Genomic DNA, 23,474 nt, shown 5'->3' with positions numbered 1-23,474 from the left:
TCTCTTTAATTTATAGTATCAAATCGTTATCCCGAAACTTTCAGAACAATCCGACAAAAGAAAGCAAATTTAATGAGAATTATGGATTATTTATGATCAATTGTGAATTATTGACGGGAGTGTTTTTACGAATTAATAATTCACAATTGATCATTCTATTTTCAAATTTATTCTACCGTCACCCGAACTCCATTAGAGTGAGAAGTAAATTCAGGTGCGTACATACACTGAATCGTTGCAAATCCATTGGAGAAATTTCCGCTGTGACTTACACGCAGGTCGTATTCAAATACGTGGTTTCCTTTCGGTAAGAAATCGAAGAAGAAATGTGTGGCAACATCACGGGTGTTTTCATAAAATCCCAGACCACCTTTCCACTTGTAGCTTGACAGTACATTTACCGGTTCAAAACCTGCTGCACGGAAATCTTTCATGTGAACAAATTCCATGTTACGATCTGTTGCCAGTTCGATGCGTACGCGTACTTTTTCTCCGCGTTTCAATTTGTCTCCGTCTTTCACAGGAATGATAACTTCTCCTGAAGACGTCTGGCGGACAACAAACAGTTGTTTTTTCAATTTCAGGTTGGTTTCCGCACTTGTCACTTTGTCCATGGATTCAAAATACTGCCAGTACATTGCTCCCCAACTGAATCCTTCCGTTTGACGTGTCACTTTTATTTTTCCAAGATCGGAAGAAACTTCTTTTCCTGTCCATGTTGCCTGGAAATAACCTGTTCCTGCTTCCACCTGTGCTCCGAAATCTTCCGGTTTGATCTCTTTCCCGTTGATCTCAATCTTCACATTTCCGCTTTGCTCTGTAAATGAGCTGCCGCCGATTAGCAAAGCGTAACATGCATTCGCAGTTGCGGTTGTCGTTTTCCAGTCACTTGTCTGCTTGTTGCGCAACAACCAGATCTTCGCATTGTTGATTGCTTTCTGGTCTTTTTTAATCGCATACAAGGCTTCAATAATCAGTGATTGAGTTTCAATCGGTGCCTGGTACCAATAGTAACCACGCTCGTTTTCTTTCCAGTACATTCCCATTTCTTCCGTTGTAATGGAACGCTCCAAAACAGAATTCATGATTTTTCCTGCCAGTTCCGTATTTCCGTTTCGTTGAGACGCTAAAGCAAACATCGTCTGGTTGTTCAGGTTCATTTTTAACCAGTGTTTTTCTGCATTTTCCTTGAAGAATTTAAATGCTTCCTCTTCGTTGGAAGACAGTTTTATATCGGTAAAGAAGGAACGTGCATACAGGTACTGAATTTCATACTGAGAAATAAAGTAATCAGTGTTCAGCATTTTTCGCTTTTTCAATTCATTGTAATCTTCCAGCATGCGTGCATCCAGGTATTTTACTGCTTTTTGAATCATGTTTTTCACATCTTTGTCTTCTTTCACTGCAACAATGTTCAGTTGATTCAAATGTCCCATACCACTAACAATGTATTGTGTCACATAACGGCTCTCCGGCATTCCCGGAAACCATGGGAATCCACCGTTACTTACCTGTGCTTCTTTCAGTTGATTCAGGTTTTTTGTCAGTTCGTTGTCCATTTTATTGAAATCGAACAGCAACGCAACACGTTTTTTACGCTCCGATTCATCCTGTGCATCCAATACCCATGGTGTTTCTTCCAGTATTACGGATTTTAACTGCTGGTTTTTCTCCAGGTTGGATAAGAATGCATCCGGACTGCTGGTTTTCCATTTGTCGAATACTTCCTTGATTTTCGGAGAAGAACGGACAATATTACTCGCAATGGAGTTAGCATAGAAACGCGTAAAGATTTGCTCGGAACACTCATATGGGTATTCCAGCATGTAGGGCAATGCCTGAACAACATACCACGCAGGATTGGACGTATATTCCAGGGTGACCGCATGGTGTTTCAAAGTGGAAGACTCTTTACTGTTGACCAGTTTTTCAAATGTGAAATTCTTCGATCCGATACCATTATTTGTCAACGGAATGGATTCTGTAATGAGCACTTTGTCAGTCAACACAGGAACAACCAGTTCTTCACCATCTGAATGATTTGCCGCTTTTGCAGTTACCCGAATTACTAGGCTACTGATGTTTTCCGGAGCTTTTAATTTCCAGGAAACAACTGTGCTTTGTTTTCCTTCGGCTGAGAAGGATTGAGTCGCATTTGAAAGTTGGAAATCGGCACTTACTTCCTGCATGCTCAAGGCATCAAACAATTGGATGTTTGCTGTTCCGTTTAATACTTGTTCTGTTAAGTTGCTCACTTTTGCAGTCAGTACCACTTCGTCGCCATTGCGTACAAAACGCGGTGCATTGGTTTGTACCATCAATTCTTTTTGCGTGATGACTTCATTTTGAACCAAGGCGTATTCCAATTCTTTGGTGTGTGCCAGTCCCAGTACTTTCCATGTTGTCAGTGACTCCGGAGCGGTAAATGTTACCAGAATATCTCCGTTTACATCTGTTTTCAACTGTGGGTAGAAGAATGCTGTTTCATTGAAATTGCTGCGCAACGGAACTATTCCGTTTTCAGTTCCTTGCTTTTGCTCTCCGGTACTTTCTTGTTTTTTAAATTGTACATTTTCTCCATCATAAAATCCTGCTGACATGACACTTTCTTCCTGTAGCACAGGAGCAGCTGATTTTTCAGCATTCTTGGATTCCGGAGTAGCACTTAAAGAGCGCGAAACTTCCCTTACTTCCATTTCATCCATTAGCACACCAGCACCTTCTCCACGTCCCCAATGATAAGTATAGTAACCTGGGGTATAGTATCCGAACCAGTTCAACAGTGGTGGATTAACATGACCTGCATAACCGACATCTTCATAGGAAGGGTATCCTCTGCCATAGCTGTTTCCAAAACCGGTGAACGAGCGGTAACTCGCATAGCTGTTTTGACCGAATGGATTGAATACATAACCATGTGAGCGAAATGCATCCAGTGAAGCGTCGTACATGGTTAACAGGAGTTCAGCAGCAACCTTTTCTTTCTTCGGTCCGGTAATTCTCAGACGCCATTCTTCCTGCTGTCCGGGCTGTAATTTGTCTCTGAATGTTTCAAAACTTACCTGTAACTCTTTGTTGGTGTATGGGACGGAGAAACTAAAGTCTTTCATGTACTGTCGTCCGTATCGTACAGCGGATAATAAGATTCCCAATCCTCCCCGGTGTTTTTCTTCTACTTTAAATGTGATTGTTTTCTGATCACCTGACAACAAAATGTGCTTGCGTTCAACAATAGTACCATCCACATTGACTTCCATCAGTACCAATTGATTTTTCAGAGAGCTGGAAACGGGAACAGTAATTGTTTCCCCGGGTTCATAGGATGTTTTTAATGCATAAGCGTGAAAAACACATTCAAACGGAGCCTGTGTTCCATTTACATCCGTTATCTGGATAAACTGTACGTCTTTTACTTCTACTCCGTTTTTATCTTTGGTAGTTGTTTCAATTTTATAATCGCCTGTTTTCCAGTTTGAATTATTCAACTGGACAGTTGTTGCTTTTTCCGTATCAAAGTTGATGCGCTCTACTTCTTGTTCAACGGCACGTTCGTACTTTTCAATTGATTGGTACTGAATGTACGGGAACAATTGATTGAATTGTGCTTCTGATAAAGATGGTTTATCCGGCTTGGACCAGCTGCGGGATGCCATTACTTTTTCCAGCGGTTTCAAACGGGAGATAACGATCAATCCTTTTGCCGGAATCGTTTTCCCATCTGCATTTGTTGTGTTCACGGAAATACTTCCCTTGGAAGACTTGTCCATTGATTCGAGCACACTGACATTCAATTGCAGGGAACTTTCTCCGACAGAAATGTATTTCGTAGCCGAACGTGTTTCTCCGTTCATATCCGTTACATCTGTTGTAATGGTATACGTATAGGTATAAGCCGAATGATGATTTGTCGGATCTTTCTCCGCCGGGAAGTTCACAGTAAATTTCCCGTTTTCATCTGTCATTACAGTTCCTTCGTTGATTACGGTTTCCGATGAACTGACAGGGGCGATTCTCAAATAATAGGCCCGCCAGTATGGCAAGAAGATGCTGCGTTTCACGACATATTTAACGGTCGCATTATCCACTGCGTTTCCTGCATAAGCAAGTGCATTTCCTTCCACTTTAATTGTTTCTCCCAATTTGTATTCTGCCGATGACTGAGCAATTTCCACTTTAAACGTAGGACGTTTGTATTCTTCAACAGAGAAATATACTGTTCCGTAGTCCGTTTTGATATGCATTTGTCCGGTCAATCCTGTTGTAGGTAAACGGAAACTGCCTGAGAACGAACCATACTCGTTCGTTGTCAATTTCAGGTCTGTCACTTTTTGATAATTGACATCATTCAGCACAGCAGCAACACTTGATCCTGTTACGATTTTACTTTTTTTGTTCTCTGTTGTCAGTCGGATACCTTTGAAATAAACGATTTGTCCCGGTCTGTAGATAGAGCGGTCTGTAAATAAATTGTCCGTTGTACTTGATGCTGTATGATCGTAATCGTACAAACTTGCATTGGATGACAACTTATCTTTTCCGTAGACTACTTCCACCGATTTTCCATACCGGTCATTTCCATGCGGGAGCAATGCCCAGCCAGTTGCATCAGTTTTGTAGGTTGCAATTAATTTCTTTGCATTTTTTCGGGTAGTGTAATTGTATTTTGTCTCATAGACATTAACTGTTGCTTGTGCAATTGCGGATCCTGTCGTACGATTGTATACCTGGATGCCTGAGTTTTTACTTCCCTGATCTCTTAAGGAATAAGCCATATCTGTACTGGTAAATTCTCCTGTCCAGTGAATCGCTTTTCCATCTTCCAAAATGGTTGGATCACTTGAAAGTAATACCAGGTAATCACCATATCCGAGGGCATCCAAGGCAATTTCCGTACTGTGAAGTTGGAAGTCATCGGAAGCTGGTAATGCGATTTTCTTAGCGCTCACTTGTTTCAGTCCTTTTAATCGCTCTTTCAACTCATAATAGTAAGCGTATTCTTCACTTTCTTTGAGTTGATAAATCAATACGTGAACAGAATCCATGTTTTTGTAGGAAACCTTCATCAATACCGGTTGATTGGCAGCGTTGTAACGTTCAATATCTCCACTCAGTGATTTTTGTTGAAGCCCCGATGAAATGATCTGGCATTTTTTTGCTCCGAAGGTTCCCGGGTATTTTTCAATTGTTTCCTTACACAATGCATTTGCCGTTTTCAGTAATTGATAATCCGGATGAGTTGCTTCTGCCTTACTTCCCAAATCCATATACAATTCGGCAAGCTGTGCATTGACTTCTCCTACAACCGGGTACACAGCGTATTCTTTCTGCATACGAATCAATGCTGCTTTGTACCATTCTGTTTTCGTATCAATGGTGGATGCGTTATACGCAAAATTCAGCCGATCCAGTTCGTTGCGCATCCGTGCTGTTACCTGGTTGTTTTTGCTATGAAAACGCACCAGTTCCTGCATGGTTTTTACATACTGAAGGTATTGTGAAAGTGAATCGTCAGTTTGTGTAGAAATGCTTAAAAATTCAGCATCTGTTCCGAAATAACGCTTGTCATTAATGGCGAATTTATTTGCCGGACGGGTAATTCCTGTTTCTTCATTTCGGAAATGAGCAATTGCTCTGTGCGCCAGGAAATCATATAGTGTCGGAGCTGTCAGGTAGGAGTCTGAGTTGATTTCTGTAAGAATGTATGCATACTCGTTTAATGGAATTTGCTGCAATTTTTCTTTGTTCTCAAGCGATTCCATAAACAATTTATTGGATGTATCGAGCAGGGTTTTCAAATCCCACGTAGAAACATCCCCCAGGTTAAAATTTTGGGTTGTCGATCTGTTGTAGAAATTGTACCGGTTATTTTCCAGGTACATCCACAATAAATCAGCTTTTATAGATGCGAGTAACTGTTTGAGTGGTTCTTCATTGGTTTTTCTCAATTCGTCAATACGGACAAGCGATTTAGAAAAGTCCTCTTCCTCCAGGTTTTGATTCAGTTTGAGCTGGTACATCAATGCCTTGATCTGCATCGGCTGGTTTTTTTCTTTGGAAGCTCTGTCCATAATTACATTGACAATTTCCAGCGCGGATTTCGGCAGCCCCTGGTTTTCCAGTGAATCTACTTTTTTCCAGTCCTGTTCATAGCCGGAAAACTGAAAAGGTGTTTTCATAGTACTTTCAGAATTAACGGTTGTTGGTGTAGTTGTTTCTTTTTGATCATCACATCCTCCTGAGAGTATGGAAAGTGAAAAGATCACAAGGGCGATTTTACTAATTAGACGTTTCATACCAATGAAATTATTCGATTAAATATATAGCAATCTGTACAAACCAGGATGAAAAAAGTTGAGTACTTGCACAGCTATTTTTTAAAAAAATTGTTAAAAATGATGCGGTTTTGTTGGTTACGGGTAAATGCTGCCTGATTGGATTGGTACAAACAGTACCAGTACTTCGGTGAAAAAATACTCCGGAGAGATTGCTCCGTTTTGTTATCAGTCCAGGTCAAATCGTTTCAAGTCAGCTGACTGTGTGTCGATAATCGTTGTCCCTGCAGTTACGGAAAACCATTCATAAAACAACTGTTCATTGATTTTCGGATGGTCTTCGGTATTTTCGGTAATCATGTTCAATTCATTCAAAAAGATTTTTTTGAACTGATCCCGGATTACTTGTTCCGTTTCAATGAAATCTTCATCGACGAGGTAAATGGTTGGTTCCACATCGTCTTCTTCCGAGAAAAAGATTTCTTCTTCAAATTCGTTTGCCCAATCAAAAAAGGGTTGCTTTGGGGAAACGATTAAAAATCCACGATTGACAATTTTCATAATTTATTTGGTTTCAAGTTGTACAAATTCCTGTTCTTCTTCGTCTTTAAACTGACTCCAGATGGCTTTTCCTCCGCGCGGTTGTGTAATCACATAATTCCATTTGACTTTGGGTGCTTTCTTTTTGGAAGACGCAGTTTGCTGTTGAGGCGTGAAATACAGTTTTTTCCATTTTTTCAGTTCAGCAAGCCTGATCGACGGAGATTGAATCTGAACGATGGATGTGTCATTTTGGAGAATCAAAAACGCATTTCGCTGAATATTGGCATTGGTGCGAAGTTGAACCATTAAGCACCGTTCACCGTAGCAGTTCATCCAGTTTAAGAACGCTTTCATTGTTTTGGAAGAATCAGGAAAGGACCACCGGTAATATTCCACAGATTTACCTGCTGTCCAATACGTAAATTTCTCCATTTTTTTTGGAGAAAAACGTTCGGGAATGGTTAACGTATCGTTGACAACGACCGAGTCCCATTTGATTTGCGCTGCTTCCAATTCTGCTGAAGAAACGGAGGGAGTGAAAACCACTTTTGCAGGTATGGTATCCGTCTTTTTCGTTTTATCGTAATTTGACGTTGGCATGATGTCTTCCAATTGTGCAACTTCTTCGTTGTTGCCATTGCAGGCAGCGATTAAAAAGATGACCGGAAGAAAGTACAGTATTCGCATCCGTTATTTTTTTAGCAAAATTCAACAATACTTTTCAAACAGCAAGAAGTAAACCCAAAAATGTTCCGTTATATTTAGTTCGCATGATTTGTATCTTCTGTGCCGGGAAACATTGCGTTGAGGTATTTATCATCCCGAAGGTAAACGTCCCGGAGAATTTTTGTCTCACCATTTTGTACAATTACCGAATTGTATTCCACATATACGGGGATTCGTTTTTTTAATTTGACCGGATGATTGATTCCTGTTCTGGCAATCAGTGAGTCGAGGCTGTCTGCAACTACAACATTTTCATCCAGACCAAGAATTACCTTTGCCAAATCTACCGGATTTTCTGTTCGTATACAGCCGTGTGAATAGGCACGTGCCGTTGTCTGGAAAAGCCCTTTTGAAGGAGTGTCGTGTACATAGACGTCGTATTTGTTGTAAAAATCAAATTTGAGGATTCCCAGGGAATTTTTATATCCCGGTTGTTGCACTACCCGGTAAGGGAATGCATTTTCTTTGATTTTTTTCCATTTTACTTTGTGCGGGTTGATTGTATCTCCTTTTTGGAGCAATACCATGTTATTTTTTGCAAAGTAATCCGGGGTGCGTTGTGCTGCAGGTAGAATTTCTTTGCTGGCAATAGAATAGGGGACATTCCAGTACGGATATACGACAATGGTGTGCATTCCGGAAGTAAGTTCCGGGGTTTGATTTTCATATTTCCCAACGACAATGCGTGTTTCAATACACAAGGTATCTTCATTGCGTAAGCGGAGCATGTATTCCGGGATATTGATGGCAATATAGCGACTCGGATAGGCCTGTTTTCGCCGTTGTTTTTCCATCGCAAGTGCTATCCGTTGTGCTTTGTGCAGATTTGTTTCTGTGAGGATTTGGACGGTGTTTGTTCCGATGACTCCATCCGGATTGCATCCATGATCAGTTTGGAATTTTTTTAATGCCGTCACAAACGTAGTAGAGTCTGTTGCTTCTTCCGCGTTGAGGTATCCTTTGGAAATCAGAATTTCTTTTGTTCCTGTGATTGCTGCTGCCGGGTCTTCTTTGATGGTTCTCAGCTCTTTTATGTGTTCTCCAATCGGGTTGTTCTGAACAAATGTATACAACCCGCGTGCTAACGATTGATACGTGCTGTCCGAAGGTCCCCATGAAATGATTTTCTCCGCATAATTGTTACTGCTGAAGTCCAGTAAGGTATCCAGTGATTTCAGTGAAACATACGACAGGGGCTTCAGGTGTGTCATCGTGGAATCAAGCATCCCGTATTTCAGATCATTGTAGCTTCTGGCAAGTCCGCAAACAATGACCACTTCATTCTGAATAGGTTGGTCGTCGCTCCAATTTAAATCAAACCGTTTGTCTGACATTCCAAACCGGATGGGATGTTTCAGTAATTTTAGAAGTTCCTCACCGGTTGCGTTGATGGATTTCTTTTTCGCCCATAGCGGTTTAAACCGGCGTTGCTCATAAAATGTGTACAATAAGTTTCTTCCTTCTTCATCGATTCCAAGGGTTTCCTTGTATTCTTCGGAAAGAATTGCTTTTAATGTTTCTTCTGTGGAAAGATTTTGTTGCATGAGTCCTTGTTCATCCAATTTTGAATGACAGGATGCAAGTAGTATAGTTGTAAATAAGATGAACAGCCTTTTCATATGGGGGTCAATAACGATACAAAGATAGAGGTTTTGCCCGGTTTCTCCTGATTTATCGTTGAAAATAGCGCGCTAATTGACAAACAATTGCAGACGATGTATAAACGTTTGCTGTGTCTGTATATTGGTTGAAAATGATGTGCTAATACAATTTATTTTAATTTTGAGCTATGAAAATTGCTGTTACAGGAGCTGCGGGACATATCGGTTCTGCCATTTGCAGGGAATTGTTGAACAAGGGATACGAAGTGCAGGCGTTGGTCTACAATGATTGTGAAGCGATTTGTGAGTTACCTGTAACGTTTATCAAAGGCAATGTGCTGGATCGTGCCTCCCTGGAGAAGCTGATGCAGGCATGTGATGCGGTCATCCATACGGCGGGAATGATCGAATTGGGATATACGTTTGTTCAGAAGGTATATGATATCAATGTTACCGGGACAAAGAATGTGTTGGAAATTGCACGTGAATCAGGTGTCAAAAAAGTAGTTCATTTCAGTTCCATCCATGCATTCAATCATCAACCATCCGATGTGCCGATTGATGAAACACGTCATTTCGTGACGGAAAAATCGGTTTTTTATGATCAAACCAAACGGGATGGACACATGCAGGCACAGGAAGCGGCAAAAAACGGACAACATGTTGTGATTGTCTGCCCAACTTCCGCAGTGGGGCCTCCGGATCATAAACCTTCAAAATTGGGAAAAGCCGTCATTGATATTTACAGGGGAAGCGTTCCTGCAGTTGTAAAAGGTGGATTTGATTTTGCGGATGTTCGCGATATGGCCAGAGGGACCGTATTGGCGCTGGAAAAAGGCAGGGCAGGGGAAACCTATATTCTGGGGGGGAAATATTACACGATAAAAGAATTTTCCAACCTGGTGCTGGAAGCAAAAGGAACGAAAAAACGACTGGTCGAATTACCGCTTTTTGTTGCCAGCGTTGGATTGCCGTTTGTAAAATCATATGCGTATCTGACGAAAAAGGCTCCGTTGTATGACAAAGCTTATATTGATATCCTGCAGGATGGAAACAAGCAAACATTATCGACTAAAGCACAAAAAGAATTGGGATATTCGGTGCGGGAATTAGGTGAGACACTCAGTGATACGGTTGAGTGGTTTAGAAACAGTAGAAGAATATAGGTATATGACAGTGACATTTGAACAATACACGTTGTTTGCATGGGGATGGATCGCAGTTGCGGTAATTGTCTTCATTGCATTACTTTTTATTACAGCTCCTTACGGAAGGCATACCAAGACAACCTGGGGGCCATTGATTGATAACAAACTGGGGTGGTTTGTTATGGAGTTTTTTGTCCTGGCGGTATTGTTTTTTTTCCTGTACAAGGGGACCAACACGATCTCGCTGGTCAATGGTATTATTGTGGGGTTTTTTGCATTGCATTATGTCAACAGGAGTATTATTTTCCCGCTTCGGATTCAAACCAATGGCAAAAAAATGCCGCTTACAATTACATTGATGGCGATGTGTTTCAATCTTGTGAATGGCTTTTTGATTGGCTACTACCTGGGAGAATTTGTGGTGTATCCGGTGGAATGGTTGCTGACTCCTCAGTTCATCATCGGCACATTGATCTTTGCCGTAGGAATGTTCATCAATTGGCAATCCGATAATACCTTAATCCACCTTCGAAAACCGGGAGAAACAGGATATAAGATTCCTCAAAAAGGGTTGTTCCGTTATGTGAGCTGCCCGAATTTGTTGGGTGAAGTCGTTGAATGGGCCGGGTTTGCGATTTTAACATGGAGTTTACCGGGACTGGCATTTTTTGTCTGGACGTTTGCCAATCTGGTTCCACGTGCTGTTTCTCATCACAAGTGGTACCAGGAAAAATTTCCGGATTACCCGAAAGAGCGTAAGGCTGTATTCCCGTTTATCTGGTAAATCGCTCTATCGCAATATGACGATATTGCGATAGAGCTATATGGTCATATTTATCTGTAACTCAATACAAGTACTGTATGAATCGGTAACTACTACACTTGAGTCAAGTGCGGAAGATTCTTGCAATGAATATTTTAGTTTTGTCAGAGTTAGTCAACTAATCAATTTTTGTTCAATTAAATCTATTACGCCTATGAAAGCAATTGTATGCACATTCATTTTTTCAGGACTAAGTTTTCTGTCCGGAGCACAACGCTCAGCTGACCTGTCGGTAGAACTTGTTTACCCGTCAACGGATCCGGCAACATTTACAATGAATACCCCGTATAACATTATACTGAAGGTGAAAAATCAGGGGAGCGAAGCGATCAATGCCGGTGATTCACTTCTCTTATACATCACTCAGAATGCAGATACGCTGGAATTCCTTCCGGGAGGTGAAAACCACATTGTAAAAACAGGAATAGATATCCCTGTTGGAGATTCTGCTCAGATTTCTCACTTTATGGTGTATGGAGACGGCACTGAAAATTCGATGGTAGAAGCATGTTTTTCAGTCATTCCGGTCAATGCAGCAGATCCTGTTACAGATCCAGAGATCAGTGATAACAGAAGTTGTGTATGGATTGAGGTCGTAGAGAATACGGCTGGAATCAATCAGTTGCAAACAGAACTGATTGCTGTGAGTCCGAATCCGGCAAAAAACAGCGTAACTTTAAGTGTTGTTCCCGATGGCGAAGTTCGTTTGTTGTCACCGGATGGTAAAGAAGTAAAATCACTTGTTCCATTGGGGCAAACACTGGATTTAAGTGCTGTCCGAAATGGCATGTATCTTCTGAATTTCACAAAAGACGCACAGTTTATTTCTATTCGCCTGGTTGTTGAAAATTAACCGGTTTTTAAAGGGAAAAAGCGAGGTTTGTAACAACTTGACAACCTCGCTTTTTTCATGTTTTGTATCGAGGTAACTTATTGTTCTACCAGCTCTGTAACTTTTTCGACACCTTCCTGAATGGCATCTGATGTGGTGTTTTCAGGTAATTGACCTGCTTTTTCTGCTCTTGTTTTGCACAAATTACACAATTCGGTAATGTTTTTTAATTCCCTCGCCTGCGCAACGGTTCCCGTAAAAATTTCAGCTGTTTTATCCGTATTGATATACGAACAGGAATCGGATAAGTGGTAACGCGTCCCGGATTTTGTCCAGTAAACGGCATCTGTTCCGTCGTTCAGATCTTCTACTTCATGTGTTTGGTTGGTATATTCTTCTACAGAAGGTGGATTGAAATCATAACCGGTAATTCCTGCAATCAATAGCGCAACACCGGCAATGCTTCCCAGGATCGCTTTTTGTTTCCCGTCAATATTTTTGTTGGTTAAAATAAAGATAACCAACGGCAGGAAAGCGATAACAGCAGTAACCATCCCCAATTGACTTTGCAGAAAGAAACGAAACGCATTTTTTTCCGAAGCAGGGTCCAGTCGGTTTGATTTTTTCCACAACATGGAACCGGTAACCACCAGGGCAAGATCGGCCGCGATGAGTGTAATGATCAACCACATGGTGATTGGTTGTTTGAACAAGAGTGTAATTGCCCACACTTGCGCACCAATGCCCAGTATCCAGAGAATTCCGGCAATCAGTCGCAATTGTGTTGCCCTTCCTTTCGCTTCTTTTGTAGGTGAAAATCCCGGGCGTTCTCCGGTCGTATCAGGAGTTGAAGTAGTGCGTTCCCCGTCAACCTGTACGATTTTTTTCTTCGTTGCCATGTTTGTTTAGTTTTTAGTTTGTATTCAATATTATGAAAACAATAGCAGATCAGGATAAACAAACAGGTTATTTTTTTAACAACTTGTATTTGAAATCGAACAGGTTACAGGATACAACTACCGTTTGATAATTTGCCGGGTAACGGATTGTTTTTCTGTTTTAAAGTTAACCAGGTAGCTTCCGGACTCCAGGTTACTCAGATCAATTGTACCATTATTCAACATTCCTTCTTTCACAATGCGTCCCTGTATATCCAGAACAGAATAATGTTCAACAGAAAAAGGTGCCTTGACCGTTACGGTATGATCTGCCGGATTTGGAAATAACAGCAGTTCTTCTTCAGTACCGTGAGATTGAATTCCCAGTTCAGAAATCTGTACACAGGCAGACCGGGAAACGCATCCTCCGGGTTGTGTAATCTCTACGGCATAACTTCCGTTTACCGTAGGTGAAAAACTTTGTGTTGTTACACCCACCGGAAGGTAATTGTTGTTGCAATCCAACCAGCTATATGTTGCATTTGATTCGTTGGCAATAATCGTATTTCCTGATACACTTGTACTCACATCAATTGAAAAACATGTTATGTTTCGGTAGAGTTTTGTTTGCTTTTCTCCTGAAATCAGCACATCCATGTCACCATCGCTGTCAATATCTGAAAAAGCGACTGCTCCTGCCGCAATTGAAGCGAATGGAACAGCTGTAAATTCTGTAAACGTGCCGGTTCCGTCGTTGAGGTAAAAGTTGGTTGTTGCCTGTGCCATCATTCCAGTAACCAATACATCCTGATCCCCATCGTTGTCCACATCTGAAAACCGGATGGAACTAAAGAAAACATCAAGGAATGGGACTGTTACATCTTCTGAAAAATTACCTGTTCCGTCATTGAGGTAAAGTTTTGTGCTGTTTTGTGCTGCGGTGTTTTTTCCTGCAAGGACAACATCTTCGTCTCCGTCTCCGTCTACATCTGCAAAAGAGATTGATCCTGTGCTCAGGTTCTGAAAAGGAGTGCCTGTAATTTCTGAAAAAGTTCCTCCATTGTTTCGGTACAATTTGGTGATGTTGTTTGTTTGACCAGGAGCATAACTACCAAATAGGAGCAGATCCGGATCCCCGTCGTTATCAATGTCTGAAAAACCGACTGAACTGGAGTAAACGTTTGCGAATGTTTCTCCGGAAACCGTAAAGGTTCCGGTTCCGTTATTAATATATAATCTGGATAGTGGTTGATTGACGTTGTTTCCTGTAATAAAGAGGTCTTCGTCACCATCATTATCAATGTCTGCAAATGCAATTGCTCCGGCTAAGATGGCTATGAACGATGTCCCTGGTATTTCGGTGAAAATTCCGGCTCCGTTGTTTGAATACATTCTGGCAAGTGTTTGCCCGGAATCGTTTTGGCCAGTAACAAATAAGTCCATGTCTCCGTCATTGTCGATGTCTGAAAAACCAATACTTCCCCGTTTAACCTGGATAAACGGAGTATTGGATACACGTTCAAAAACACCTGCTCCGTCATTGAGATAGAGTGCGGTTATCCCTTCGTTAAAGTTACTGGTACCCGTTACCAATACATCTTCATCACCATCGTTGTCTACATCTGCGAATGCAATTGCACTGTACGATAAATCGATGAATGGAGCACTCGTGTCTATAAATGTTCCGTCACCATTGTTGGTGTACAGTTTGGAAGAGCCTTTGTTCAATGCATTCAACCCTGTAGCCAATAAATCCTGGTCGCCATCGTTGTCGACATCTATAAAAGTAATGGCTCCGTTTTTAACTCCGGTTAATACCTGGTGATTCAGCTCGGTGTATCCCCCTGTTCCGTTATTGGTGTATAGTTTGGCGATTAATGTCGACGTATAGGGACTGTGTCCGATGAGCAGTAAATCGGGATCACTGTCGTTGTCGATGTCTGCAAATGCAACTGAGCCTAAGCTCATGCCGTCAAATGCAGGACTTGCAATAACTGTGAAAGAACCATTTCCATTGTTTCTGTATAATTTGGAGATGTCCTGTGTGTAATTCTTTTTTCCGGTAATGATCACATCCGGATCACCGTCATTATCAATATCCGAAAACGCTACTGCAGAATTGTAAACCCCTTCAAACGGCAGACCTGTCACCTCCGTAAAGGAACCTGAACCGTTATTGGTATAGAGCTTCGCGATGGGTTGTTCCGCTGTATTTTCACCGGTAATCAGTATATCCTGGTTGCCATCATTATTGATGTCGGCAAAAGCTATTGCTCCGAAACTTACCCCTTCAAACGGAGTTCCTGCGACAAGGGAAAAAGTCCCTGTTCCGTCATTCAGATACAATTTTGAGATGCGTTGATTGGAGCTAGTGTATCCGGTAATCAAAACATCTTGATCACTATCATTGTCAATGTCGATAAAAGTAACAGTACTGAAACTAACAGGATCAAACGGAGTTCCCGGTACTTCTGAGAAAACACCGGAACCATTGTTTTTGTATAATTTTGACAGGCGTTGATTATTATTCGTATATCCGGTCACCAGCAAATCTTCATCCCCATCGCCGTCTATATCTGCAAAAGCGGATGAACCGACACTCACACCTTCAAATGGTGTTCCGGAGACTTCTGTAAATACACCGTTACCGTCATTGGAATACAGGCGTGCGACAGCAATATTTTCATGATAACCTGTAACAAATACATCCTGGTCCCCATCACCGTCTATATCTGAATGTGCAATTGAACTTTTATAGATTGGATCAAACACCTTAAATGTGTATTCTTCAAATACAACTTGTGAAAAGTTATACGTAGTAGTGAAAAAAGCGCAAAAAAATAACGCTATGTATTTTGTAGTCATGCTATTAGGTAATTACAGCACTAATTTAGATTATTTTTTAAAGTAATAGGGTTTTGTGAAAGAAAAAAACTAAATTTACTCGACGAATTATCCTATTATACTATGAAACAAACGTTTAAATCCGGTGTTTGCCGGATACTATTTCCCCTGATTTTATTCTTTTCCGTACCGGTACTTTTGGGGCAGAATGTACCTGATCTGGCATGGGCCCGGATTATCACTAATTCAGGAATCTCCACTGCAGGACCGTTAGCAATCGACAATCAGAATAACACCTATGTGAGCGGATCATTTAACACAAGTATCACAATCAACGGAACTACGATTACGCATCTGAACCCCGGAGGAGGTGCTTCTAATTACCTGATCAAATACGATCAGAACGGAAATGGTATCTGGATTAAAAAAATTCCGTTTACGATTAATAAAATGCTGACATACGGCAATAAATTATACATTATTGCTACGTATTTTCAGGCGACACAACATTTTGACGGCATTCCTTTTCCGACACCTTCTACTCCCGAAGGAGCTTATTGCCTGATCCAGATCAACCTTGACGGTTCAACGCAATGGATCCGGGCAATTGACTATAATGGATTGTCGATCGGAGGTTTTTCTACGGATGTGACGATTACGATTGACCAGAGCGGGAAAATTTATGTGGCCGGAATTTTTCAATCTTCGATTACTTTTCACAACGGATTTACACTGGAGACAGCTGGAAATCAATTAGGTATGAATGCATTTCGTGCTGCGTATGATGACGCAGGAAACTTGTTAAATGCCTATCAATTGGGGGTTGTGAATCCATCTTATTCATCGTATGAAGATGAGTTTTTTGATATGGATGCTCAGTACAATGTGTACCGGTATGTCAATTCCGAGCGTAAACTGATCAAGTATGACCTTCAGGGAAATAGTGTAATGGAAACAACATTTAACAATACGGGAACAGGATCTGTTTCGTTCACAGGTATGTCCGTAGATCCGTCGGGAAATATCTTTTTCTGCGGTAGTCTTTATGGGGGATCTGCTAATCTGAACGGACATTCGATTACAAAACATGGAGATGTAAACAAAGCAGATGGGGTGACGTTGAAACTTCGGGCATCAGATGGTGAAATTGCCTGGGTTAACCGGTATACCTATATTCATTGTGATTATTTCTATCAATTATTGACAGATGCTATTGGTAATGTATATGTGATCGGGAATTACGGGATGTGTATCGGGGGGGATCTCGATGCGATGTTTTTGAAGTATGCACCGGATGGTACGCTGATCTGGGGACATAACATTGTCGCAGGCCCACCACCGTTTGTAGGGGCTCCTTCGGGTTGGGTTACCAGTGAATATCTTACGCAGGCCAGCAACGGAGGGAATGTTATTATCTCCGGTTATTTTAAAGAACGTGTACAGTTTGATCCGTCGACTTCTTTTTCAGGATCCAATTTGCCGCGGGCCTTTGTGGCGCAGTACGGGATTTGCAATACACCGGTACCTGCACTTGCAGGAAACACATCATTTTGTCAGGGCGACAGCCTGGAGTTAAGTGTTGATGAGCTTCCCGGCTATTCATATATGTGGAGTAACGGAGATACTACAGCATCTATTTATGTCAATACGCCCGGAGATTACTGGGTGACTGTTGCAGAAAACAATGAATGTTATGCGGGTTCGGAAATAATGGAAGTGACAGAAAACGAATTACCGGATGCAACTGTTACGTTCAATGGCGGAACCCTTACAGCAGTAGAAGGATATAGTTATCAATGGCTGGATTGTAATAATGGAGATTCACCTGTAACAGGAGCAGTCGGAGTCGTATTTACCCCTCAACAGAATGGAAGTTATGCGGTTGCTGTGATCAATGAACATGGCTGTACCGTTACATCTACCTGTTATCTGATTTCTAATGTAGGCGTGGAGCAACAGGAAATGAAGAAGTTATCTGTCTATCCGAATCCAGCAAGTGAATCTGTTCGGATCAGCAATGTACCTAAATATGCACGGATTGTTGTCCGGGATATGACCGGGAGAATTGTGTTCGAAAATCCGAAGGCAAAGGAAACGGAAACAATTAGTCTGACTCTATTCAGAAACGGGGTATACCTGGTTGAAATTATTCACGAAGGTACAACGCGGACAGAGAAACTGATTGTGAATAAATAAAAATCGGTGTAGTTAACAGATTGCGGCTTGTTGTAACTGTACAATGTCTAATTTTTTCATTTTCAGAACGGCTGCCATGACTTTCTGCGCCTTTTCCGGATCACTCATCAGTTGTCCTAAAATTGCCGGAATAATTTGCCAGGAACTACCGAAAGGATCGCGTAACCATCCGCACATGCTTTCTGTTCCGTCCTTCGTTAATTCATGCCAGTAGTGATCAATCTGCCCCTGTGTATCACATTCAATAACGATGGAGTTACCCTCGGTGAAATCAAATGCGTGATGCATGTCCCCTCCGCTCATCAGGTTGAACAGGTAATTGTTCAACTTTAGCTGGACAAAGGTCGGAATTCCGGTTTCCGGGAATGAAAGCAGAACGGTGCTGTTTTCAAACACAGAAGTGTACAAATCCACTGCTTTTTTTACATCATTTCGCTTTTCGTTGACAAATAAAAATGCCGGAACAATTTTTTGCGGGTGGTTGATCTGTTCGATATCCAGTTGCCAGCTTACACCGAATTTATCTTCAATCCATGCGTATTTTTCACTCCAATTGTATTTCCCCAACGGCATTAATACATTTCCTCCTTCTTTGAGTTGTTCATAGAGCCGTTCAATTTTTGCGTGATCATTTTCACAATAGACAAAATACGACAAAGCAGGTGTAGGACGGAACTGATCTCCACCGTTCAATCCCATGAATTTAACTCCTTCCAGTTCAAAAGTCACCACCATCGGAGTTGTTCGGATGATTCGGGAATGGCTGAATAATTTACAATAAAAGGTGGCTGCTTCCCCGGCATTGTGATTGAACCAAATGCACGGATAGATTGATGTATTCATGGTTGAGCGTTGTGTTCAACGTACTTTTTGAAATTGTTCAGAATCGCTTGCCATCCTTGCTGTTGCATGTCGATGGGATTGCTTGTCTCCGCATCAAATGTGGTGGAAACTTCTGTTGTATTTCCCCTTGATTTGAATACGGTTGTAGATTTTCTGCCATCAGCCATGGTGTAGACAATTTTCTGATGCGTTAATACTTCATCATATACGGCTTCAAAGTCAAAACCGAAGCTCCCGTCTTTTGCTTCCATACGTGCCGTATATTTCCCCCCTGTACGCAGGTCATTTTCTGCATTCGGGCAGCACCAGTCGTCGGATGCAAAATTCCACCCGGTGATGTGCTTGGGCTGAGTCCACGCTTCCCATACGCTTTGAATGTCTGTGGCAATAGCCGCATTAACTGTTAGCTGTGTTGTTTCCATTTTTCATTGAGTTTATTCGCAAATCGTTTTTAATTTTACTAATGCTTTGGGCCAGGTTGTATTGAAATAATCAACGAAGTCATCCACTACATCAATATCAACTGTTACCATTGTGTATTCGTTTTCTTCCCGAAATGTATAATTTTCAAGTCCTCCGATCCATTCTTCTACTTCCGGTCCTTCGGTAATTTCGACTCCTTTCGATAGAAAACCACACGTCTTTAGTGATACAAAACGGTTGGGGTCGTTTGCTGCGATTTCCGCAATGATTCCACCCTGTTCCCCCTGTTGATCAACACCAATGAATCGGATTTTGCTTCCCGGTTCCCAGCTTCCGTCATAGGTAGATGTGGGCTGGAATTCCGCGGCCCATGCTTCATACGTTGTTTTGTCACCGATCCCCAACATGATGGTATATACATGTGCGACCGGTGCGTGGATTTTTGTTTGAAACTGTAGTTTTTTCATCTTCATTATTGTTTAACGGTACGATTTTTTGACCGCACAAATAACATCACAATAGCTGTTGTTGCAATTCCCGTCACCAATGCGCCAATTATTCCCTGGGTTGCATAATGTTTGTAATTAAAATATGCGGCAGCAGCAGTTGTTGTTTCGTAATATCCTAATTCTACTGAACGTTTGATCACGTTTGGGAAATATTCAGGGGTGATAACATAAGAAACAACCCATTGGGTGAGGGGAGAAAGTGCGGCAACAATTACTGAAATAATGGTGCCCGAAACAAGTCCCTGTACATACGTCATGTGACCATTGTAGTAACGACGTTTTTTATCTTTTAATGCCAGTACAAACATCCAGATTGCCGGAATGGCAAACAGGTTGGTAAGGTACAGGTGGTAATCAATGTAAGGTCCGTGCAGCCCGCACACTTTTTCCAATACCATCCAAAGCAAGGATACTACCACAAAGATAACGGCCCATTTGATTTCAATTGCCAGTACTTTCATCACTCGATGATTTATTTGTATTTATCATTTAACCCCATTCCCTGAAAGATCAACGGCGTAATTTTTTCCAGCCGTTTCACTTTGGTTGCTTCCTGTTTGGCTTCATTCAGGTATAAAATGTATTCTTTTTGCTTTCCGGGCGTGAGCAGTTCAAATGCTTTCTGAAAGGCTTTGTCATTTTTCAACGCATCACTGAGTAAGGATGGTGGTGGAACAGCAATGAACTTCGCCGGTTTTATTTTTAATCCTTTTTTCTCTGTTTCGATGGCTTCGTGAATGTAGGCGAGAATCTTTTTCTCATCAATTTCCTCTTTCGAAGTAAACCGCCACTGACGCAATGATTTTGTTTGTCCCTCAGAAGCACTGATCAAGACTTTATACGGATCTTCCAGAAACACACCATTGTAAAACCAAAGGGTAAAAAAGTTTTTGAATCCTCCGCAACTTACCACATTTTTACCATTATAGGTATACACATCCGACCCCCATTTGGTGGTTTTGTCCAGTGGTGTTTTATCTATGATCGCCGATAAAATTGCGACTTCTTCCGTCCATTGATGATTAGTTGGCATGGCTGAATGATATTAATTTCCGTATTTTTCCCGAAGTGCTGTAATGGTTTCACCCATCATTTTCTTGAGGACTTCTATATTGATGTCGGATAACTTTTTAACATAGATACATCCTTTTCCCATCTTGAATTTTCCAAATTCCTGTAATAACTTATCCTGCTCCGGTGTTCCCATGTATACATACAATGAAATAGCTGCTTTGCGGGGAGAGAATCCGACCAACGGCCAGTCGCCTTCCTGCTTGCTGCGATCAGATTTATAATGGTACATACCAAACCCGATGATGGATGGTCCCCACATTTTAGGTTCGAATCCGGTATATTCCTGCATGATTTTTACCAGTTCGAAACTGTCTTTTTGTTTTTGCTCCGTTTCTGCAAATGACAGGATGAAATCCGTAACATTTGCTTCGTGTTGTTTGGTTTTTATTTCCGCCATTGGTTGTTTATTTTTCCAGCTCTTTCTTCAGGTTTTGCAAGCCTTGTTCAAAGTCATTTCCCATGTCGTAGAACAGGCTCATGAAATTGAAGGGGTAGGGGGTACGTCCTGTAATTCCCCATGTTACATTGGTTTGATCGGTACTTTTTTCACGGGTAATGAAATACGCTTTTGCCGGGTCTCCGAATCCGAAATCCAGTTCAAAATCGACCCGTTTTCCGTCTTCGATTGCCGTGATTTTTTGAGAACCTTTTCCCATAGACTCACTGTCCCAATGATAGACGAAGCCGACTGTTCCGTCTGTTCCTTCGTAACTTTTTTTCATATCCGGGTCTGAAAGCTGCCAGATACCGAAATTGTCCTGGTTTTTAACGTGTTTAACATAGTCAAATACTTCCGTTACCGGTTTATTGATTACAATGCTTTTCTCACTTTTAAAGTCCCGTGGAACAAAAAGTGCTACAATCAACGGAATCGCAATGATAATTAGCAATGCGATAACGATTCTTTTTATAATTTTCATAAGCAATCACTTTTAGTTGTTATTTCGTTTTTTCTATCAGGTATACCCTAACAAAGGTAGGGAAACCGAACAAAAAATACATAGATTTATCGGTATTTTGTTGATTTATAAGTTGCTGTCGTTCATTTGTGTTCCCACAGACCGCAGATTTCCTGCAAAATCTTTAAATGTTCCCCTCCTGTCCGGATCTCCTTCCTGTGATTTCGGAACGTCAATTGCTTCACATCCTGCCACAATCGCTTTTTGAAAGACAGCATCCGTATCCGGAACATAGACATGCATCACGATGGTTTCTGCAGGATAAGTTTCCGTTGCATCCGCCAGCATAATAACCGAATAATCAATTTGAAGTTCTGCATGCATGATTTTCCCGGATGGACGGTGGTATGTTCTCAACTCCTGTGCATCGAAAATGTGTCGCATCAGCTCCATAAAAACGTTGTGCGTCCTCTACAATGAAGTAAGGGGAGACAGATGTATAACCTATTGGTTTAAATGGTGTATTCATGCTGTTTTATTTATTTGCCAGTTTAACAACTGTATTCCAATTACGTGTTGTGACTTCTTTTCCGAACAATTTCTCCAGATCATCCATTCCCTTTACTGTCTTTCCGATGGAAAGATCCAGGACGCTCAGGACAGCTGTATTACTGACAAAAATGATCTGAAATGATTCATCTGCAGAAATATACGGAAGTGGAAGTTGCATTGTTGGTTTACTTTTCAAAAACGTCACATACAATCGGGTATCTTTTGTGACTGCAATCCCTTTAAACGGATCGGTTTCTACCAGTTCTGAGAGTTCGTCAAACGTTCTCAAGATCACCGGGATGGGAAATCCGAAAACGTCCTGTAAGTGTCTTTCAATCACAGCTTCCGATGCATTTTTTTCGGGTGCTTCAAAGATTACATTGCCTGTATTCAGTAGGGTGAGAATGTTTGAAAAACCGAGTTGTCCCATCGCTTCGGACAATTGTGACATGGGTACTTTGTGATTTCCTCCTACATTAATCCCGCGCAATAAAGCGATATACCGTTTTGTTTTCATGCCTGATTTTCAATGCGTATCAATACTCCTTTTCGCTTCACTAAATTTTTATAATCCCACTGTATAACCTGTGCTTTCTCCAGCCAACGCCGGATATCATCCGGGTTAATTTCCGTTGCCGAACGGTAAAAGATAGATGCGTCTTTAAATTTTTCTCCCCGTATTGCCAGTTTGTCTTCATCGAAATCTGCTCCGCTCCAGAACATCAGTCGTATTCCTGCTTTCTGCTTACTGTAACCGACAACCGGATTTCCGTCCAGGAACCATACCGGGTGCGCATGCCAGACTTTTCGCTCAGCAGCAGCAAGGTGTTGACAGATGTGCTTGTACAACAATTCACAAATGACTTTGTCTTCCGGCATCTGTTGGTCGTGATATTGTTGAATGTCTTTACTCATACGATTATTTAGTTTTATTTTCCTGCGCTCTGAATGCAACGATTCGTTTGATCAGATCAACAGGTATTGGTTGATCAATCGGAAACTGAACAGATCCTTTTCCCTGTTTGTATTTTGAAAGTTCATCGGCAAATTGCGAGTGCCCGGTGGGAGTCGCATAAAAACCAATGTGGTGTTTGAATACTGCAAAATATACCAGGGGCTTTTTATTGAGTTTGTAAGCCGGCATTCCATACGAAATATATTCTTCCGCTTCGGGTGCTGTCTCCCGGATTGTCACACGAACAAGTTCCAGCAATTGCTGTCGGTCCTGAGGTTCCTTTGCAATGTATTCGTCAACGGTGTTGTAGTTCTCCATACTGTTGTTTATTCGTTCAAATGCATAGGTGAATCGGT

The 23,474-nt window shown here is 41.4% G+C and carries 21 protein-coding genes; 4 read left to right on the top strand and 17 right to left on the bottom strand.

Annotation, left to right across the window (positions count from 1 at the left end):
* Positions 1-167: 167 nt before the first annotated feature.
* From H9Y05_RS10715 to H9Y05_RS10700, 4 genes are all read right to left on the bottom strand, one after another.
* Positions 168-6,293, bottom strand: a complete 6,126-nt coding sequence (locus tag H9Y05_RS10715) for an alpha-2-macroglobulin family protein (protein ID WP_216714284.1) — start codon at positions 6,291-6,293, stop codon at positions 168-170.
* Between the two features lie 207 nt (positions 6,294-6,500).
* Positions 6,501-6,833, bottom strand: a complete 333-nt coding sequence (locus tag H9Y05_RS10710) for a hypothetical protein (protein ID WP_216714283.1) — start codon at positions 6,831-6,833, stop codon at positions 6,501-6,503.
* Positions 6,834-6,836: 3 nt separating this feature from the next.
* Positions 6,837-7,502, bottom strand: a complete 666-nt coding sequence (locus H9Y05_RS10705) for a hypothetical protein (protein WP_216714282.1) — start codon at positions 7,500-7,502, stop codon at positions 6,837-6,839.
* A 74-nt stretch (positions 7,503-7,576) separates the two neighbouring features.
* Positions 7,577-9,085: a L,D-transpeptidase family protein gene (locus H9Y05_RS10700; RefSeq protein ID WP_216714281.1), complete on the bottom strand. Its 1,509-nt coding sequence runs from the start codon at positions 9,083-9,085 to the stop codon at positions 7,577-7,579.
* A gap of 245 nt (positions 9,086-9,330) precedes the next feature.
* Here H9Y05_RS10700 and H9Y05_RS10695 point away from each other — a divergent pair, with 245 nt between their 5' ends.
* From H9Y05_RS10695 to H9Y05_RS10685, 3 genes are all read left to right on the top strand, one after another.
* Complete coding sequence (locus H9Y05_RS10695) at positions 9,331-10,308, top strand: SDR family NAD(P)-dependent oxidoreductase (RefSeq protein ID WP_163492505.1); 978 nt, start codon at positions 9,331-9,333, stop codon at positions 10,306-10,308.
* Positions 10,309-10,312: 4 nt separating this feature from the next.
* On the top strand, positions 10,313-11,074 hold the full coding sequence (locus H9Y05_RS10690; RefSeq protein WP_216714280.1) for a DUF1295 domain-containing protein: 762 nt from the start codon (positions 10,313-10,315) through the stop codon (positions 11,072-11,074).
* A 193-nt stretch (positions 11,075-11,267) separates the two neighbouring features.
* Positions 11,268-11,966: a T9SS type A sorting domain-containing protein gene (locus H9Y05_RS10685; protein WP_163492504.1), complete on the top strand. Its 699-nt coding sequence runs from the start codon at positions 11,268-11,270 to the stop codon at positions 11,964-11,966.
* 77 nt (positions 11,967-12,043) lie between these two features.
* On the opposite strand, the gene H9Y05_RS10680 is transcribed toward H9Y05_RS10685, so the two are convergent.
* Both H9Y05_RS10680 and H9Y05_RS10675 read right to left on the bottom strand, forming a co-directional pair.
* Positions 12,044-12,844 (bottom strand): hypothetical protein, encoded by an 801-nt coding sequence (locus H9Y05_RS10680; RefSeq protein ID WP_216714279.1) that lies wholly within the window; start codon positions 12,842-12,844, stop codon positions 12,044-12,046.
* A gap of 117 nt (positions 12,845-12,961) precedes the next feature.
* On the bottom strand, positions 12,962-15,688 hold the full coding sequence (locus tag H9Y05_RS10675) for a T9SS type A sorting domain-containing protein (RefSeq protein WP_216714278.1): 2,727 nt from the start codon (positions 15,686-15,688) through the stop codon (positions 12,962-12,964).
* 102 nt (positions 15,689-15,790) lie between these two features.
* Between H9Y05_RS10675 and H9Y05_RS10670 the strand changes: the two genes are divergently transcribed.
* Positions 15,791-17,863: a T9SS type A sorting domain-containing protein gene (locus H9Y05_RS10670; protein WP_216714277.1), complete on the top strand. Its 2,073-nt coding sequence runs from the start codon at positions 15,791-15,793 to the stop codon at positions 17,861-17,863.
* A 12-nt stretch (positions 17,864-17,875) separates the two neighbouring features.
* On the opposite strand, the gene H9Y05_RS10665 is transcribed toward H9Y05_RS10670, so the two are convergent.
* The 11 genes from H9Y05_RS10665 to H9Y05_RS10615 form a co-directional block, all read right to left on the bottom strand.
* A complete protein-coding gene (locus H9Y05_RS10665) occupies positions 17,876-18,706 on the bottom strand; it encodes a VOC family protein (RefSeq protein WP_216714276.1) in 831 nt (276 codons plus the stop codon).
* Positions 18,703-19,128: an SRPBCC family protein gene (locus tag H9Y05_RS10660; protein WP_216714275.1), complete on the bottom strand. Its 426-nt coding sequence runs from the start codon at positions 19,126-19,128 to the stop codon at positions 18,703-18,705. The genes H9Y05_RS10665 and H9Y05_RS10660 overlap by 4 nt, the downstream gene beginning before the upstream one ends.
* A 12-nt stretch (positions 19,129-19,140) precedes the next feature.
* Positions 19,141-19,596, bottom strand: a complete 456-nt coding sequence (locus H9Y05_RS10655) for an SRPBCC domain-containing protein (RefSeq protein WP_163492498.1) — start codon at positions 19,594-19,596, stop codon at positions 19,141-19,143.
* A gap of 5 nt (positions 19,597-19,601) precedes the next feature.
* Positions 19,602-20,099, bottom strand: coding sequence for a DUF4199 domain-containing protein (locus tag H9Y05_RS10650; protein ID WP_216714274.1), 498 nt, complete (start codon positions 20,097-20,099; stop codon positions 19,602-19,604).
* A gap of 11 nt (positions 20,100-20,110) precedes the next feature.
* Entirely contained in the window at positions 20,111-20,671 is a 561-nt protein-coding gene (locus H9Y05_RS10645) for a YdeI/OmpD-associated family protein (RefSeq protein WP_216714273.1), read from the bottom strand.
* A gap of 12 nt (positions 20,672-20,683) precedes the next feature.
* Positions 20,684-21,109: a DUF1801 domain-containing protein gene (locus tag H9Y05_RS10640; protein WP_216714272.1), complete on the bottom strand. Its 426-nt coding sequence runs from the start codon at positions 21,107-21,109 to the stop codon at positions 20,684-20,686.
* A gap of 7 nt (positions 21,110-21,116) precedes the next feature.
* On the bottom strand, positions 21,117-21,632 hold the full coding sequence (locus H9Y05_RS10635; protein ID WP_216714271.1) for an SRPBCC family protein: 516 nt from the start codon (positions 21,630-21,632) through the stop codon (positions 21,117-21,119).
* Positions 21,633-21,737: 105 nt separating this feature from the next.
* Positions 21,738-22,055: a VOC family protein gene (locus H9Y05_RS10630; RefSeq protein WP_216714270.1), complete on the bottom strand. Its 318-nt coding sequence runs from the start codon at positions 22,053-22,055 to the stop codon at positions 21,738-21,740.
* Between the two features lie 91 nt (positions 22,056-22,146).
* Positions 22,147-22,680 (bottom strand): DUF1697 domain-containing protein, encoded by a 534-nt coding sequence (locus tag H9Y05_RS10625; RefSeq protein ID WP_216714269.1) that lies wholly within the window; start codon positions 22,678-22,680, stop codon positions 22,147-22,149.
* Positions 22,677-23,078: a DUF1801 domain-containing protein gene (locus H9Y05_RS10620; RefSeq protein WP_216714268.1), complete on the bottom strand. Its 402-nt coding sequence runs from the start codon at positions 23,076-23,078 to the stop codon at positions 22,677-22,679. Before H9Y05_RS10620 ends, H9Y05_RS10625 begins: the two co-directional genes overlap by 4 nt.
* A gap of 4 nt (positions 23,079-23,082) precedes the next feature.
* Positions 23,083-23,436, bottom strand: a complete 354-nt coding sequence (locus H9Y05_RS10615) for an iron chaperone (protein WP_216714267.1) — start codon at positions 23,434-23,436, stop codon at positions 23,083-23,085.
* Between the last annotated feature and the right edge of the window lie 38 nt (positions 23,437-23,474).

The organism is Taishania pollutisoli (genome assembly GCF_014518315.1).
GTDB classification, from domain to species: Bacteria; Bacteroidota; Bacteroidia; order Flavobacteriales_D; family Crocinitomicaceae; genus Taishania; species Taishania pollutisoli.
Note: the sequence above shows the minus strand (reverse complement) of the source record. Positions and strands in the feature narration are given on the sequence as shown.